The 17,396-nt window shown below is 52.5% G+C and carries 13 protein-coding genes; 2 read left to right on the top strand and 11 right to left on the bottom strand.

Translation table 11 applies throughout. The annotated features are described in order from the left end of the window. Positions 1-243: 243 nt before the first annotated feature. A complete protein-coding gene (locus BLR50_RS09185; protein ID WP_092641000.1) occupies positions 244-2,127 on the top strand; it encodes an alpha/beta fold hydrolase in 1,884 nt (627 codons plus the stop codon). 332 nt (positions 2,128-2,459) lie between these two features. Here the strand turns inward: BLR50_RS09185 and BLR50_RS09180 are convergent, their stop codons facing one another. Beyond that, a complete protein-coding gene (locus BLR50_RS09180; protein ID WP_092640997.1) occupies positions 2,460-3,392 on the bottom strand; it encodes a helix-turn-helix transcriptional regulator in 933 nt (310 codons plus the stop codon). 128 nt (positions 3,393-3,520) lie between these two features. On the opposite strand from BLR50_RS09180, the gene BLR50_RS09175 reads away from it, so the two are divergent. After that, positions 3,521-4,159, top strand: coding sequence for a type 1 glutamine amidotransferase family protein (locus BLR50_RS09175; protein WP_092640994.1), 639 nt, complete (start codon positions 3,521-3,523; stop codon positions 4,157-4,159). A 186-nt stretch (positions 4,160-4,345) separates the two neighbouring features. Here BLR50_RS09175 and BLR50_RS09170 read toward each other — a convergent pair whose 3' ends face one another. The 10 genes from BLR50_RS09170 to BLR50_RS09125 form a co-directional block, all read right to left on the bottom strand. Then, positions 4,346-5,131: an HAD-IIB family hydrolase gene (locus BLR50_RS09170; RefSeq protein ID WP_092640991.1), complete on the bottom strand. Its 786-nt coding sequence runs from the start codon at positions 5,129-5,131 to the stop codon at positions 4,346-4,348. 222 nt (positions 5,132-5,353) lie between these two features. Next, positions 5,354-6,376 (bottom strand): sugar kinase, encoded by a 1,023-nt coding sequence (locus tag BLR50_RS09165; protein ID WP_092640988.1) that lies wholly within the window; start codon positions 6,374-6,376, stop codon positions 5,354-5,356. A gap of 144 nt (positions 6,377-6,520) precedes the next feature. Further along, complete coding sequence (locus BLR50_RS09160) at positions 6,521-7,483, bottom strand: bifunctional 4-hydroxy-2-oxoglutarate aldolase/2-dehydro-3-deoxy-phosphogluconate aldolase (RefSeq protein ID WP_092640985.1); 963 nt, start codon at positions 7,481-7,483, stop codon at positions 6,521-6,523. Positions 7,484-7,513: 30 nt separating this feature from the next. Next, the gene (uxaC, locus tag BLR50_RS09155) at positions 7,514-8,926 is read right to left on the bottom strand and encodes a glucuronate isomerase (RefSeq protein ID WP_092640982.1); all 1,413 of its coding nucleotides are present in this window, start codon (positions 8,924-8,926) and stop codon (positions 7,514-7,516) included. A gap of 32 nt (positions 8,927-8,958) precedes the next feature. Further along, positions 8,959-10,041, bottom strand: a complete 1,083-nt coding sequence (locus BLR50_RS09150) for a Gfo/Idh/MocA family protein (RefSeq protein WP_092640979.1) — start codon at positions 10,039-10,041, stop codon at positions 8,959-8,961. A gap of 11 nt (positions 10,042-10,052) precedes the next feature. Beyond that, positions 10,053-11,222, bottom strand: a complete 1,170-nt coding sequence (locus tag BLR50_RS09145; RefSeq protein WP_092641046.1) for a Gfo/Idh/MocA family protein — start codon at positions 11,220-11,222, stop codon at positions 10,053-10,055. Positions 11,223-11,366: 144 nt separating this feature from the next. Beyond that, positions 11,367-13,469: a glycoside hydrolase family 3 C-terminal domain-containing protein gene (locus tag BLR50_RS09140; protein WP_092641042.1), complete on the bottom strand. Its 2,103-nt coding sequence runs from the start codon at positions 13,467-13,469 to the stop codon at positions 11,367-11,369. Between the two features lie 368 nt (positions 13,470-13,837). Beyond that, positions 13,838-15,478 (bottom strand): extracellular solute-binding protein, encoded by a 1,641-nt coding sequence (locus tag BLR50_RS09135; RefSeq protein WP_162840385.1) that lies wholly within the window; start codon positions 15,476-15,478, stop codon positions 13,838-13,840. 66 nt (positions 15,479-15,544) lie between these two features. Next, positions 15,545-16,420, bottom strand: a complete 876-nt coding sequence (locus BLR50_RS09130; protein WP_092640973.1) for a carbohydrate ABC transporter permease — start codon at positions 16,418-16,420, stop codon at positions 15,545-15,547. Positions 16,421-16,429: 9 nt separating this feature from the next. Continuing rightward, positions 16,430-17,392: an ABC transporter permease gene (locus BLR50_RS09125; protein ID WP_242871731.1), complete on the bottom strand. Its 963-nt coding sequence runs from the start codon at positions 17,390-17,392 to the stop codon at positions 16,430-16,432. Positions 17,393-17,396 lie beyond the last annotated feature (4 nt).

The raw sequence follows: 17,396 nt of genomic DNA, 5'->3' as shown, positions 1-17,396 counted from the left end.
CAAGTTTGTATAGAATAAGTTGTAAGGACAACTTGTTGTGACTACTCACTGCTATGAATGGTCTACACAACACAAGCATACACTGCAGAATAAATTACAGCAAACAACTGCAAAAAGTTCAGCAGGGTGTCCTATTAACTGTTATAATGTTATTAAAAGGGCTTGGAGGTGAAAAACCGGGGAGTAAAAGCTGATTTCAATCACACTAGCGATGAGCATTAAAACAGGAGGAGCGAGCAACATATGAACAACCAAACTAACAAAAAAACCTTCCCACGACTTTGGCTATGGATCTCTATCGCTTGCCTTATAATCAGCATGGTTGGTGCAAGTATCGTTCAAACCGCAGGCGGAACTGTCGCAATAAAAGACCTTGACATCATTGCAAACGGCAGCAAGCAGATTAACGCAAAGATATTCATTCCTAAAGATGCTAGTGTAGATAACAAGCTTCCGCTCATTATCGTACAGCACGGCAGCCAGCACAACCTTGAAATGCAGGATATGAGCTATGTGGAGCTTTCGCGCCGCGGCTATATCGTTATTTCAGCCGATGCGTACGGCCACGGTTCATCCGATAACCGTGACGGCCTCAGCCGCGAACAGTCCTTCGGCAGCATGGCCGCCATCGTGGAATATGCATACAACAATCTTGACATTGTGGATAAAACCAAGATCGGTATTTCCGGCCATTCCATGGGCGCCGGCATTGTGCTTTCCACCGTTCAGTTCTATGCACAGCAGGCGGCTCTGAAGCTTGGGCCGAATAAGATTGCCGCAGCCCTGGAAGTTGGCTACGACCCCGATTATACAGGCTGCAAGATTAAGGGCATTGACCAGCCGGTTATCCCCGAGATTAACTGGGGCGTTATTGCAGGCAAGTACGACGAATACTTCTTCCGTCAAAAAGATGTTGGCGGCGACCCTGCCCGCATCCTTGAAAGTGCCGCAACACTGTCCTTTGTTCAGCAGGTAGACAAAACCGCTGTAGGCCCTGTTGAAAACGGCAAGAAATATAAAGGCGACATCAACGGCAAGGAATACATAAGAGCGTTCTACCAGAGCCCCGAAATTCATCCGCAGAACGTATTCTCTACCACCACTGCCGCCAGCACCATAGACTTCTTCTATGACGCACTGGGTACTCCGAAGGGCCATGAAGTTATCGCGCCAACCAACCAGGTTTGGCCGTTAAAGCAGGCATTTAACTGCCTGGGGCTTATCGCAGTATTCCTGTTCCTGTTCCCGTTTGCATCGTGGATTATGGACACCGTTCCCTACTTCTCGGTACTCAAGGCTTCTTCCGTTCCCGTTCCGGCTCCTGCCCTTAACACCGGCAAGAAGAAGATTGCGTACTGGTTAACCCTGCTTATCAGCACCGCCATTCCGGCAGTTTTAGCAATGCCGGTAATGCACTACTGGATCGGCCAGCAGTCGTTTGCACCCATGACGGCCAACAAGTGGTTCGGCGACGGCGCAGTAAACGAAATGGCCGGATGGTGCTTAATCGTATCCGTTACCCTGTTGGGTGTGTTCCTGCTCAACTACTTCGTATTCGGCAGGAATCACGGCGCTACCACCGAGAGCTGGGGCTACAAGATTACCTTGAATAAGCTTTGGAGAAGCGCCCTGCTCGCAATAATGACCTTCGCGGTTGTGTGCGCCATCCTGTTCTTTGCAGATTTCTGGTTTAAAACCGATTTCCGCTTCTGGCTGGTTGCCCTGCGCGTATTCACCGCCAATAAGATGATGTATTGGATTGCCTATGTTCCGGCCTTTGCACTCTTCTATGTAGTGAACTCGCTGCTGGTAGACGGCGGCAACCGTGTTGAAGGTATGCCCGATTGGTTGGTTACCCTCATCAGCTGCCTTGCAAACGTAGCGGGTGTAGCGGTTCTGATTGCTATTCAGTATATCAACTACGCTCAAACCGGCACCTTCATCTTCAACGCAATGCGTACACACAATCTGTTCCCGCTGCTCGTTCTTGTTCCGGCGGCAACAATTGTAAGCAGAAAGTTCTTCAAGAAAACCGGCAACATCTATCTAGGCGGCTTTACAGTATCGACAGTCATCACCATCATGACCATCACTCAAACCTCCATGACCATGAGTGTACTCAGCTAACATCAAATTCGATACTGCTGATAGTAAATTAAGAGTCTCCGAACCAATGATTCTACCGAACTTCGCTTTAATTCTCGAAAAAGTCAGCCAACAACGTTGCTATGCGTCTTAAAGAGATATTTAATTTGCTTATCGCAAGGTTTCAAGCATAAACACCTGAATTGACCAACACTTTTCCTTACAGTCAATTATTAGCCTCCCTTTATTTTAGCAGCAGGTTTACCGCCTGCTGCTCTTTTTTTACATTTACCTGTCCGCTGTCGCCTGCCACTTGTTGATGGGCTTTTGCTGTACTAAGCCTCACAGAGCCAGCCGAAGCTCGTTTCTTTTACTCATGTGTCGTATATGGCAGCTATATCATGTATTCTACGCTTCATTTCTGTGCGGATATGTAACGGCTCTAAACACTCGCATTTATCCCCAAAACTGAAAAGAATATTGTAGTAGTACTCGTTTTCTATGAAAGGAAAACGAACAATGTAATGCTCATCATCGTCTGGCAAAAAGTCTTCATAAGTGCAATAATCAAGTACCCTGTCCATAACAGATTTATGAATACGAAGTTTGATTTTTGTTTGCATCGTTTCCAAAATATCCGCAAAGTCTAAAATCGGTTTCTCATAATCTCGCGGCGTGAACGTCTCCTCTAGCATTTGTAGGTTCGATATGCGGGATAGTCTGAACAAACGAAAATCATTTCTTTTGTGGCAATAACCATGCAAATACCAATAACTACTTTTCAATACAAGCTGATACGGTTCAACTGTTCGTGCGGTTTTATTTCCGTGGTGGGCTATATATTCAAACGAAAGCAGCTTGCTTTCCTGCAAAGCTGCCTTGATCATCTCTAAATATGGTTGTATGTTCCTGTTGCCCATCCACGGACTTAAATCTATACATAGTTGATTTGCTTTTAATTCAATGTCTTTCGCTCTGTCGGCGGGGATAAAGCTCTTAACTTTCGCAAGGGCGTTTACCAGTTCATTACCACGCATCATGTTTGAAAGACTGGAAAGCCCCATCAAGATAGCAGAAAGGTCGTCAGTAGAAAAAACCTTTTTATCAATCTTGTATTCCTGCATGATTTCAAAGCCGCCGCCCACCCCTGATGTGGAACGAACGGGAATACCCGCCATGTTAATGGTGTCTATGTCGCGGTAGATTGTGCGGGGTGAAACCTCAAACAGTTCTGCTAACTCCTGTGCGCCTATACGCTCTTTATCAAGGAGTATCATAATAATGCTAACAAGCCTGTCAACTTTCATCTGAAAGCCGCCTTCCAAAATTACTTGTTAACATTATAGATTGTTGCCATAATGCTGTCAACAATTATAAGGTATAGTAAAAATGCAGGCAAATCAATCTGCCTATCTATGAGAATGGGGGAAAATTTATGTTTACCATCTATGTTTACGTTCTTGATACTTTAGCCGACTGGGAACTGGGGTATGTTACTTCGGAGCTGAATTCCGGCCGATTCTTCAAAAAGGGTGCACAAAGCGTATCACTCAAAACAGTCAGCTATTCAAAAAAGCCGATCAAAACGATGGGCGGACTGACAATAGTGCCCGATTGCTTAATTGATGATATTGTTATGAGTGAAACAAGCATGTTACTGTTACCGGGCGCAAATACATGGAACGACCCAAAGCATGGCGTTATCATCGAAAAAGCAAGCGAACTTCTCTCTTTAGGCGCTACGGTATGTGCAATCTGTGGGGCTACCGCTGCGCTTGCCAACTTTGGGTTATTGGATCAACGTCCGCATACCAGTAATGGACCGGGGTTTCTTGAAATGGTTTCTCCTGGTTATAAAGGGCAAAGTTTTTATATAGACAAGCCATCCGTAGCGGATAATAACCTTATTACTGCAAGCTGCACCGGCGCTTTGTTGTGGGCGAAGCAAATTATTGAGCATTTAGGTGTTTTTGGGTCAAACACACTGGAATCTTGGTATGAATATTTTAGTACCGGCAAGCCTGAGCATTTCTTTGCCCTCATGCAAACTTTGCCGTCGAACAATGAAAACTGATTCGCCTTGCCTGACAAACAATCTTGAAATTTATCCGCCGTTCTCTGAATATTAGAGAGCATGGGTAGTTGCGCCCCTTGCACTTCATAATTTCAGCCCTCCGCAACATACCGCGGAGGGCTGTTTTTCTATATATGATAGCTAGATAGTTTAAGCCTCAAACGAAGGCCCCGCCGCACTCGGCGCTTACTCCCCCCCCACCCCCAAAATAAACCCCACCGCCTCGCCAAACCCCTCCCCGCCCTCGCGGGTGGTCACAAACGCGGGCAGGTGCTCAAGCTTACCGGCAAACTGCAAAATATTTGCCACTGCGCAGCTATTGGGGAAGAACGAGAACATCGGCTCGTCGTTGGGCGAATCGCCAAAGAACATACACGCTTCCAGCAGGTTTGGCTCCTTGAGCACCTCACTAAAAAACAGCCTAGTCATCCTCAGCTTGTCGTACTCGCCGAACCAAGCGTTTACATGAATCGAGCTGATCTTCGCCTGCGCCCCGAACAAAACGCAGATATCCTTAATGCGCTGTGCCGCGTCCAGCCCCAAGTAAGGCGGGTCCTCGTTAAAATCAATCGCCAGATCGTAGATACGCGAGAACTGGTCCTTTGCCACACGGCAGCCCGGCACCCCCTTCAGGCAGGCGTCTTTCACCTCGGCTAGCTTCGCCCTTACCTCGCTGCCCGCCACCGAGGGGTGCACAAACGAGCGGATCTGCCCGTTTTCGGCATAGAAAACAAACGCGCCGTTCTCGCCCACTACCGCCTTCACCGGCCATTCGCGGATAATCAGGTCGCACCATCCGGCGGGCCGGCCCGTTACGGGTATCACCGCAAAACCGGCGTCCTGCAGCCGCCACAGGGCGGTGTAGGCCTCCGCCGTCAGCTTTCCGTGGGTGGTTAGGGTGTCGTCGATATCGCACAGTATGTATTTTAGCTTGGATATCCTTTTGGCATCCAGCTCGTTGATTGGCCGCATAGAGTTGTTTCCTCCCAAATCTGTCTCATTTAATTGCACCACTCTAGCATAGCATCCGAGCCCGCCGCTGTCCAGATATCCGCCCTCATTTTACGCGATGAGTGTTTATACATATCGTATATAACTACATATCAAAAACCGGGCTGCGGCTAGTGTGCAACCCGGTTTTTGATTGATATGATATAAAGTTGAGGAAACAAGCAATGTAATACGCCAATGCTCCTACCGCTGCACCCTGCCCGAGCCGCCGCCCGAAACCAGCGCCTGAACCTCGGCAACGGTAACGTGGTTAAAGTCGGTTTCAATCGAGTGCTTGAGGCAGGAGGCCGCCGTCGCAAACTCGATGGTATCCTGCGAGGAATACCCCTGCAGCATGGCGTAGATCAGCCCCGCGCCAAAGCTGTCGCCGCCGCCCACACGGTCTACGATATGCACCGCGTAGCTCTTGGAAAAATGATAGTCTGTTCCGTCATACAGCATGGCTGCCCAGTCGTTGTCGTTTGCCGAATGGCTGGTGCGCAGCGTAATTGCCGCCGCCTTCAGATGAAAACGGTCGGTCAGCTGCTTTGCCACGCTCTTGTAGCCCTCATGGTTGAGCTTGCCACCATCCACGTCCGTGCCGTCGGCCTTAATGCCAAACACCTTGTCGGCGTCCTCCTCGTTGGCGATGCACACATCCACATACTCCATCAGCGCGCCCATCGTTTTACCCGCCTGCTCGCTGCTCCACAGGTTCTTGCGGAAGTTCAGGTCGCAGCTTACGGTAATGCCCTTCTCCTTTGCCTTTTTGCAGGCCGTCAGGCAGATATCCGCCACATTCTGCCCCAGCGCCGGGGTAATGCCGGTAAAGTGAAACCACCTGCAGCCGTCAAAGATCTGGTCCCAGTCAAAGTCCTCCTGCGCGGCCTTGGCAATCGCCGAACCTGCGCGGTCGTAGATTACCTTAGACGGGCGCTGACTTGCGCCCTTTTCAAGGTAGTAGATGCCTACGCGCTCGCCGCCGCGTGTGATGAGCGTGGTATCCACGCCATAGCGGCGCAGCGAATTCACCGCGGCCTGCCCTATTTCGTGTTTAGGCAGCTTGGTTACAAATGCCGCGTCGATATTAAAATTAGCAAGCGAAACAGCAACGTTTGCCTCACCGCCGCCAAAGGTCGCGCCAAGATTTTCTGCCTGCACAAAACGCAGGTAGCCCTCGGGGGCCAAACGCAGCATAATCTCACCGAATGTTACAACCTGTGCCATTTTATATCATCTCCTATATAAAAATTGCGGTGCGGCCTTGCCGCAGGAGGAGTGTTACTCCGACAGCAATTTTCAAAGCTTGAAAGACTTTTCAAGCTGCCCTCCCTGATGTAGTCCTAATACTATCCCTTACATCTGCTAAGGTTATTTTTGAACCAGATGTACCGCAAACCCGCCGAATTCCTCCTGCAGGTAGATAGCCGCAAGCGCACCCTTCGCGTTGTACTTTGCCGAGCCCTCGTTAAAGGCAACACCCTTAAACTTCAAGTAGCGAACCGCACGTTCTATACTGTTTGTACGGAATGCGATATGCCCCTTTGCGCCAAAGCCGGGCGAATGCATTACCTCCACCGCCGTGCCCGCAAAGGTAGAGCTGTTGCCCTGCTTCTTTTCCAGCCCGAAGGTGCCCGCAAACAGTGCGGCAATTGCGTCGGCCTGCGCGCCTGCGTCGGGGTTGATGCCCACATGCGCAAGCTCAAAGCCGAGCATTGTCATCACCGCTTCACGCGCAAGGGCCGTGATCTCCTCAAATCTGCCCTCAGCAATCAGCTCCTCCTTCACCATCCAGCTTCCGCCGCAGGCAACCACCTTGGAGAAGGAAAGGTAATCGTTAAGGTTCTTGGGGCTGATGCCGCCCGTAGGCATAAACGAAACACCGGAATAGGGCGCCGACATTGCCTTAATCATCGCAATACCGCCCGCCTGCTCGGCCGGGAAGAACTTTACCGTGTCCAGATTAAGCTCCAGCGCCCGTTCGATATCGCTGGGGCTTACACAGCCGGGCACGATGGGTATACCCTTTTCCACACAGTGGCGTACCACGGTGGGGTTAAGGCCGGGGCTTACAATAAACTTTGCCCCCGCTGCCGCGGCTTCGTCCGCCTGCTTTGGCGTAAGCACCGTTCCCGCGCCCACCAGCATATCGGGCAGCTCGGTGCAGATGCGCTCGATGGCCTCCTTCGCACAAGCGGTGCGGAACGTTACCTCCGCTGCGGGCAGTCCCCCGTCATACAGCGCCCGTGCAAGGGGCACCGCGTCTTTGGGGTCGTTTATTTTAATAACCGGCACAATGCCGATAGCGGCTATCTCTTTAATAATTGCGTCCAACTAATATCACATGCCTTTCTCTACCGTAATCTATGCCCTTGGCTTAATGCCGAAGTAGCTGACAGCGTTGTTGTAGCAGATATCCTCCACCACGCGGCCCAGCGCCTCGTCCTCCATGGCAATAACACCTTCCTTAACCCACTGCCCCAGCTGATTGCACAGGATTCTGCGGAAGTACTCATGCCGTGTATACGAAAGGAAGCTGCGCGAATCGGTGAGCATACCGATAAACCCGCTTAACACGCCCTGATTGGCGCAGGCGGTGAGATGGTTTTGCATACCCGACCTGTTGTCGTTAAACCACCACGCCATGCCCAGCTGCAGCTTGGGGGGATAGCTCCCCTCCTGAAAACAGCCGAGGATCGACGCGTTGCGCACGTTGTCGTTTTCGTTGAGGGAGTAAACCACCGTCTTGGGCAGCACCCCCTCGCTGTCCAGCGTATCCAGCAGCGCCGAAAGCGAGCCCGCCGTCAGGCTGTCGCCAATGGCATCAAAGCCTGCGTTAATGCCTACCCTTTTAAACATGCGGCTGTTGCAGTTGCGCGCGGCGGAAAAATGCAGCTGCAGCACAAAGGAGTGCTTGTGATAGATTTTCCCTAAATCCAGCATCACCTGCGACTGGTAGGCCGAAAGCTCGTCCTCACTCAGCGGCGCACCCTCCATCGCCTTGACGAATACCGCCTGTGCCTGTTCGGGGCTGCTGCGCTTAAAGCCCGGGCAGCCGAAGGACTGGTCCGCCGTGCGGCAGCCAAGTGCTTCAAACGCATCCGCCCGAAGGGATAACGCCGTAATCATGTCGGTGTAGCTGCTAATCTCTATCCCTGCGGCCGTTGATAACTTCCCTACCCATCCCGCAAACCCTGCGTCGTCGGGATGAACCGCCGTCTCCGGCCTGAAGGAGGGGCACACCAGCACCGGGAAGCTGCTATCCTCGGCAAGCGCACGGTGGTATTCAAGGCTGTCTGCCGGGTCGTCGATGGTAAAAACGGCCGTTACATTGCTCTTTAAAATGAGCTGCCGTGCCGTAAACTCACCAAAGGCAAGCATCTCCTTGCTCTGCCGCCAGATCTCCTCCGCCGTTTCGCTTGTCAGCGGAGTATCGATGTTAAAATAGCGCGCCAGTTCAAGGGCTGTCCAGTGCGAAAGGGGATTGGCGACGCCTTTCTCTATGGCAGAAGCCCATGCCTTGAACTTCTCCCTTTCATCCGCGCTGCCGGTAATATACTCCTCCGCCACGCCGCACGCCCGCATCAGGCGCCACTTGTAGTGGTCGCCCTCCAGCCACAGCTCGGTAAGGCTGTTAAACCGGCGGTTCTCGGCAATCTCCCGCGGGTTTAAGTGGCAGTGGTAATCGAAGATCGGCATTTTCGCTGCGTGCTCATGGTAGAGCCGACGCGCCGTATCTTCGGCAAGCAAAAAATCATCATGAATCAGTGTCTTCATCCAATCCCTCCGTCACCATAGGGCGCCCGCTGTTATCTTAAGCCGCCTATATCCACGGCCTGCAGCTGCGCCTTTACGCAAAGTTCGGCAGCCTTGAATGCGTGCTCCTGTGTCATGGCGTTTTCGGTACGGTTCAGGCAGTCGAGTATCAGGCTGCCGAAGTAGGGGAACCCCACCTTGCCGTGCACATCAAAGTGCGTTTCGCCCTTGCCGTTGGCAAGGTACAGGTGCGCGGGGCTGTTGGGCGTGCCGATATTCATATACTTGCGCTGCTCGATAAAGCCCTCGGTGCCCAGAATAAAGCTGCGCCCGTCGCCCCACGTCTGCAGCCCGTCGGGGGTAAACCAGTCCACACGGAAATAGCCGGTAGCCCCGTTATCGGTTACCAAGGTAGCGTCGCCAAAGTCATCCAGCCCGGGGTACTGGGGGTGATGATAGTTTGCAATCTGGCTGCGCACCACCGTAGCGTCTTTGGCGCCGGTGTAATAAAGAATCTGTTCGATCTGGTGGCTGCCGATATCGCACAGGATGCCGCCGTACTTCTCCTTTATAAAGAACCAGTCGGGGCGACCCGGTGCACCCAAGCGGTGCGGGCCTAAGCCCAGCACCTGAATTACGCGCCCGATGGCGCCCTCGGCAATCAGCTGCCCCGCAAACACCGCGGTTTCAGAGTGGATGCGCTCGGCGTAGTACACCGCGTACTTTTTGCCGGTTTTCGCACAGGTCTCCTTAGCGGCCTTAAGCTGTTCAAGGGTGGTAAGCGGCGCTTTATCGGTAAAATAGTCCTTGCCTGCGTTCATCACGCGCAGGCCGAGCGCACAGCGCTCACTTGCCACACAAGCGCCCGCCACCAGCAGCACCTCTTTGTCGCCCAGCACCTCGTCCTCGCTGCGCGCGGGCTTTACCTGAGAAAACCTTTTGCAGAATGCCTCCATCTTGGCGGGGTCGGGGTCGTACACCCATTTGAGTGTAGCGCCCGCCTCCAAAAGGCCCTCGCTCATGCCGTAGATATGCCCGTGGTCAAGCCCCACAGCCGCAAAAACAAACTCGCCCGGCTTTACTACGGGGTTGTATTTTCCTATAGGAGCATAGTTCATGCCATCCGATACATTCATGATATTTCCTCCTACAGTTTCATTTTATAGTCGCTGCCAACGGTGATATCTCCGCCAAGTGTTTCCAGCGAGGTGGTCTTCATAAAGAACCTTGGCGTGTTTTTAAGAATGCCCTCCACCGTATAGAACGCGTCGTCCTTTGCAAGGGGCAGTGACACCGCGGTATGGGTACTGCCCGCCTTGAATATGGCGGTAATCATCTCGATTGTCGCACGTCCGCTTACCCCGTCGATGGCAGGGCGGCCCTTGGTCTCCACTGCGGTAAGCACATTCTCAATCTGCCCCGTGTGGCCGATGTATTTCAGTGTAGGCAAAGAAGCTACAAAATCATCAAGCTCCTTCTCAAACGCCTCATTCCTGATGGGGAAGCCGTTGGGCTGAGAGATGGAGGCCGATACCTTCCACGGTGCCGAAACCCTTGCCTTCTCGCCTTGGAAGATCAGCTGCTGCTCCTCGCCGTGGTGGATTACCGAGCTGGTAATCTGCGCCAGGGCGCCCTGCGGATATTGCAGCACCGCTATCGAGATATCCTCCACCTCAGAGTTATCATGCGCGGCGTTGGAGAGCACGGCCGTTACCTTGTCCGGCAGGCCCATCATCCACATCAGCATATCGATATGGTGAACCGCGTGGTTTAGGGTGCAGCCGCCGCCCTCTTTATCCCAGCGGCCGCGCCACCAAAGGTCGTAGTAGCTGTGCCCGCGCCACCAGAACGAATCCACCTGTGCGTGCAGCACCCTGCCGATAAGCTGTGCATCCAGCACCTTCTTTACCGCCTGTATGGGGTCGCGGAAGCGGTTTTGGGCTACCACCGACAGTATTTTACCGCTCTCTTTTTCGGCGGCAAGCATGGCGTCGCACTCCTCAAGGCTCGCGGCCATCGGCTTTTCTACCAGCACATTGCAGCCCGCCTTCAGGCAGTCTATTGCAATCTGGGCATGGCAGTAGGGCGGGGTGCAGATACTCACAAGGTCAATCTCCCCTGCCATTTCAGCCAGCATCTGTGTGTGGGAGGAAAAGGCGCGCGCGCCTGTAAGGTTGTGGTGGGTAATACCCTCCTGCGCCCGTTCGGGCAGAATATCGGCCAGCGCCACAACTTTGCAGCGCTCGGGGAAAGTAAGGTACCCTTCAAAATGCAGCCTAGAGATATTACCTACTCCTACAATTGCAACTCTTATCATAAACAATCATCCGTTCCTTTCAATAAACCTGCAAGCAATCAGGGGCTTATACTTATCTCGATTACAAAACCTATAAAAATCAAACAAAAGGCTTGGATTTATGGCTTTTCTGTGAAAGGTTTTAATAAGAGATTAGCATTACCATCAAACGGTAACCGCTGCACTCAACGGCTTTTGGCCGTAAAGCGCCGTGCTGCGGTCATCAGGCTGTGTAAACCCAACATACAGGGTGTGTGTACCCTTTATTTTCACAAGGTCGCCCTTTGCGTCATAACGCGAGAACGCCTTGCTATCCAGCATGACGGTCAGTTCGGTTGATTCACCGGGCTGCAGGAACACCTCGCCGATGCCGCAGAGGCTGCGAAGCTCCTTCTGCCCCGGTGAGGAGACATACACCTGCACCGTTTCGTGAGCCGCCATCTTCCCGGTGTTTTTTACCGTTACCCTGCACCCAACTTCATTAGCGGTAAGGTTATCCAGCGTAAAGGCGGAGTAGCTTAAACCGAAGCCGAAGGGATACAAGGCCTCGCCCTTAAAATAGCGATAGGTGCGGTTTTGCATATTGTAGTCGTGGAAGTCCGGCAGATCGGCTGTGTTGCGATAGAAGGTAACCGGCAGCTTGCCGGAGGGGCTGAACCCGCCGAACAGCAGCTCGGCAATCGCCCGGCCGCCGTATGCGCCGGGGTAGAATGCCTGCACAATGCCGTTTACGTGCTCATCGGCCCAGCCTACCGCAAGCGCGCTGCCCGAAAGCAGCACCAGAATTACCGGCTTGCCGTTTGCGGCCTTTACCACATTCTCCAGTAACGCCTGCTGGCGGCCCGGCAGCTCAATGCCCGGCTTGTCGCCGCCCGTAAACTGGTTACCCTGGTCGCCCTCCTCACCCTCGATGCTGGAATCAAGCCCCAGACAAAGCACAATCACATCGCTTCTTCTTGCCACCGCACGCGCTTCCGCCATACGGTCGTCGGGCTGTGCCAGCATGCTGTTGCGGTCCTTAAACAAATGGCAGCCCTCGGCATACCGCACCTTGATGCCCTGCGGCTCCAGCAGCTCGCTTAAGCCCTGCAGCACGGTGATATGCTTGGTAGCGGTGCCCTCATAGTTGCCCTGCAAGGCCCTGCGGCTGTCGGCATTCGGGCCGATAACGCCCACCGACCTTATCTTAGCGGCATCCAGCGGCAGCGCTCCGTCATTCTTCAGCAGAATCAGGCTTCTGCGCGCTACCTCTTGGTTTAGCTTGCGGTGCTCCTCGCAATCCACCATGTCGTACGAAACCGCGGTGTATTTTGGGTTTTCGGGTGCACCCAGCAATCCAAGACGCATACGGGTAACAAACAGGCGGGTAACCGCCTTGTCAATCTGCTCCTCGGTTAACAGCCCCTGCTCCACCGCCTGCAGGCAGAAGCCGAACAGGTTGCCGCAGTTTACGTCGCAGCCGTTCTTTACGGCCAGAGTCACCGACTCCACCGGGTCTTTGGTCACCTTGTGGTGCTCGTGAAAATCCTTCACCGCCCAGCAGTCGCTTACCACATGCCCATCAAAGCCCCACTTTTTGCGCAGAATATCCTCTAGCAGCAGCTTGCTTCCGCAGCAGGGCTCACCCAGGGTGCGGTTGTAGGCGCCCATTACCGCCTCTACCTCGCCCTCCTTCACTGCCGCCTCAAAGGCGGGAAGGTAGGTGTTCCAAAGGTCATAATCGTCGCAGATGGCGTTAAACTCGTGCCGCTCGCTTTCCGGCCCCGAGTGCACGGCAAAGTGCTTGGCGCAGGCCGCCACCTTTAGGCGGTTGCGGTCCGGCCCCTGCAGCCCGTGGATGAACGCCACCCCCAGCCGCGCGGTGAGATAGGGGTCTTCACCATAGGTTTCGTGGCCCCGGCCCCAGCGCGGGTCGCGAAAGATATTGATGTTGGGCGACCAAAAGGTTAAGCCCTTGAAGATATCGTGGTCGTCCTCCTCCTGAAACGCGTTGTACTTGGCCCTGCCTTCGGTAGAGGTAACGTCCGCCACCTGATAGAGCAGCTTTTCGCTGAAGGTTGCCGCCATGGCAATCGCCTGCGGGAACATCGTCGCCACACCGGCGCGCGCCACCCCGTGCAGCGCCTCGTTCCACCAGTTATATGAAGGGATGCCCAAACGCTCCACCTTCGGGGCGGTGTGCAGCATCTGGAATACCTTTTCCTCTAAAGTCATCTTGGAAACCAATGTCTTTGCTTCTTTTTTTATATTAAACACAGTAAACTCCATTCCACCGCCATAGTGGCGGCACCTTGAATCATGAAAAAGGCACATGCCGCGCAGCGGATTTCGGCCATACCTTCCGGCCGGCAAGTGTCTTTATTATGCGTGAAATAACTTTCACGCTATCCGCTCTCCTTGTAAGTACGAAAACTGATTAGTTGCAGCCATCCTTGCGGCTCTTGGGTTCATGCTATCCATCTATCTATTTCCCGTCTGTAATACTAATCACTCAATCGTGATAGGTATAAGGCTTAAATGTCACCTTTCATGCAGTCTCAACCATTTTTGAGGAACACTTTTTTAAATAAGGGGCTTTGCGGCCTTTAACCGCAAAGCCCCCTTTCGCTTAGCTTAGATAATTAAGATCTGTGATCTTATTTAAGATCATAATACTTCTGGGCACGCTCATCAATTACTGCCTGAGCGCCGGAAGCAAGCCAATCCTTAATGCCAGCATCCCATACTGCGTCAAACTTCGCTTCGGGTGCCTTAATCGATTCTGCCATTAAGGCCTTGCCCTTATCCTGCAGCGTCTGGGTTACAGGGCCTGCAGCGGTAAGCGTAATCGAACGTACAGGAGTTACTACGCCGTCTCTCATCGAGTTCTCGTAAGCTTCGGTGATGAGAGCCTTGTCAAAGGAGTAAGAGTTTGCAGTTGCCTGCAGGTTCTTCGCGTCGTCGTTTAAGTCAAGGCCGTTGATGGTGAGGGTGTAGTCGATGTTCAGTGCGGAGTTCATGATCTTCGGGCCTGTAGCGGTGATGATCTTCGGAACGCCGTCTACCATCTTATGGGTTACGCCTTCCTCGCCTACCTGCAGGAAGTAACGGTTCTCAAACTTGGTAATCCAGTTGAGGTAACGCACAGCGCCTTCGGGGTTTTTGCTGGAAGCGGGAACAAAGATCTTTACGCCTGCTTTGTCGTACTGGAATTTCGGGGTTTTGCCTGCGGCGTTCTTGAACGGGTCGATGGTGATGAACTCAGCATCGGGAACAGTCTTCTTCAGCTCGATGAGTAATCCGGGGCTCTCACGGTAAGCCTGATCCCAGTTGTGGATGAAGGAGCCTACCACGCCGCTCTTAATCAGGTTATCACTTTCCTGGTCGCCCTTATACAGCGGGAACTGAGGGTCAATAAGGCCGGCGTTGTACATCTTGTTAAGGTAGCGAACGCCCTCTTTATAACCGGGCAGCAGGAAGAAACGGTCTACGCAGGTGTTAACATAGCGGTCCTTCTCGCTGAGGTTGGGGTCGATGAAGGAATCAACGATGTTGGATGCACGCCAACGGATATCGTCGGTTGCGGTAAACGGAATTACCTTATCTTTGCCTACCTTGCCGGGATCCTTCTCTTTAAACTGAACCAGTGCGTCGAAATACTCTTCCTTGGTGGTGGGAACCTTTAAGCCCAGCTTATCCAGCCAGTCTTTACGGATGAAGGTGTTTGCGCCGGCTACGTTAACTCTGCGTGCCGGGATGTCAAACAGCTTGCCGGTTTCAGGAACCACGTCGCGCATGATAAGATCCTTGCCGGGAAGCGAGGTGTCTTCGCCAAGGAACTCCTTAACGTCCTTCAGAAGGGTGTCTACATAGGGGGAAAGGTCAGTCAGACCGCCCAGATCGCGGTAGTTGGTAATCAGGTCTTGGCTGTAGGTTAAGCACAGGTCGGGAGCGGAGTTTGCAGCCATCAGGTTGTTAAGCTGCTCGGTCTCTTCCCAACGGGAAACAGCCTTGAAGGTTACACCAAGATTCAGGTCTTTTTTTGCCTTTTCCTTAATCCAATCGGTGTAGAAGTTGTTGGTGGGGTCGGTCTTGCCGCCGTCGGTGCCGCGATCGAATACCTCAACGGTAATCTCGCTGTACGCGGGCAGTGCATCTCCGCTGGATACAGGAGCGGATGCCGCTTCAGAAGAAGCTGCGGACGAGGATGCTGCGGGGGTTGCGCCGCTGCCGCATGCGGTAAGCACGGTGGCAGCCATCAAACAAGCCAGAACAAGGGAAATAATTTTTCTTGTCATGAAAGAACCTCCTCTTATTTTTAGCATAATTTCATGCCGGACTACTGCAGTAAAAATGGGTAAGCCTTAACCTTTTTCTGCGCCAACCGTCACCCCCGTTATAAAATATCTCTGCAGCCAAGGGTAGATGAGCAAAATGGGTACGGTAGCGATCATTACTGCGGCTGCCTTCATACCGTCGCTTGCAGCAGGGGCGTTGGACGCTATCCCCTCCGCCTGTACCTCTATCGCTGAAAGATTTCGAATAATCTCGTAAAGCTTTAACTGAATGGGGGCAAATCTCTTGTCGGTCATATACATCAGTGCGTCCGAGAAGCCGTTCCACCGGCCCACCGCATAGAACAGCGCCAGCGTTGCCAGCACCGCGGTGGAAAGCGGCAGATAGATCTTCGTCAGCACCACAAACGGGTTGGCTCCGTCAAGCTCTGCCGATTCACGCATGCTCTCGGGAATACCCATGAAAAAGCTTCGAAGGATGATTACATTGAAAACCGAAAGGCAGTTCGGGATAATCAGTACCCACGGCTTATCAATCCAATCCAGATTTTTAAGCAGGATATAGTTCGGGATGGTACCGGCGCTGAAGTACATGGTTAGTACCATGATGGTGGTAAACACCTTTTTGCCCTTCAGCGAGTCGTAGGTCAGCGGGTAGGCGCACAGGATGGTCATCACCATCGAAACCACCGTGCAGATGATTGTAAGAAAGACGGTCCAGATTAACGAACGGGAGAATGCAGGGTCTCTAAACGCATACTGGTAGGATTCCAGCGTAAAGCCAACCGGCCAGAAGGATACTTCCCTGTGCACGATAGCCATTGGGGAACTGAAGGAGCGTGCGGCAAGGTTGATCATCGGCAGAATGCAAACGAGGATGAACAAAAACATGATTGCCGCAATGATAAAATCAGAAATCCTTGTACCTTTAGACTTAACCATCATTCCACCCCCTTACCAGATTCCGCGATCGCCGACGCGTTTCGCTATTTTATTCGAGCCTATCAGGAAGATTACACTTACCACCGATTGGAACAAGCCAATTGCCGCGGTGTAAGAGAACTGGAAGGACTTAATACCCACGCGGTAAACCAACGTACTGATTAAATCCGCCACCGGCAATACCATGGGGTTCATTAAGGCGTAGGGGCGGTCAAACTCGCTGCCGAGGATTCTTCCCATCGCCATGATGAGCAAAACTACAATAGTGGGGCGCAGTCCGGGCAGGGTAACGTGCCAGATCTTGCGAAGCCGTTTAGCCCCGTCTACCTCCGCGGCCTCATACAGCTCGGCGTTAATGCCGGTGATGGCGGCCAGGTAGATAATGGTGTTCCACCCGATCTCCTTCCAAACGCCAAGGAACAGATAGGTGACTACCCACAACGTTTTATCCATTAAAAAGTCAATAGGCTGCATACCAAGGCTTATGAGCAGGGTGTTTACAACGCCGGTGCTGGGGCCCAGCAGCTCGGTTGCCAGTGCGCTCACGATAATCCACGATAAAAAGTGCGGCATGTAAGCAATGGTCTGCGAAACCTTTTTATAGCGTTTAAACGCAAGCTCGTTCAGCAGAATCGCCAGTATAATCGGTGCCGGAAACCCGATAATCAAATCGAGTATATTCAGCACAAAGGTGTTGCGCAAGGCATTATAGAAATCGTTGGATTGAAACGCCTGTGCAAACCATTTAAACCCTACAAACGGGGAGGCAAATATCCCCTTGAACATGCTGTAGTCCTCAAAGGCAATAATAATGTTGCCCATTGGGATATAACGAAAAACAAAGAAGAAGAGCATGGGCAGCACCAGCATCAGGTAGAGCATCCAGGTGCGCTTGAAGTAGTTTATTCTTTTAGAGCTTCTTTGCTGCGGCGTTAGTCTCTTGTATGGCTGAGCCATTGCAGTACTACTCTTCATAAGC

This window comes from Acetanaerobacterium elongatum (genome assembly GCF_900103835.1).
Taxonomy (GTDB): domain Bacteria; phylum Bacillota; class Clostridia; order Oscillospirales; family Ruminococcaceae; genus Acetanaerobacterium; species Acetanaerobacterium elongatum.
The sequence above is the reverse complement of the archived record's forward strand: the minus strand, read 5'-3'. Positions and strand labels throughout refer to the sequence as shown.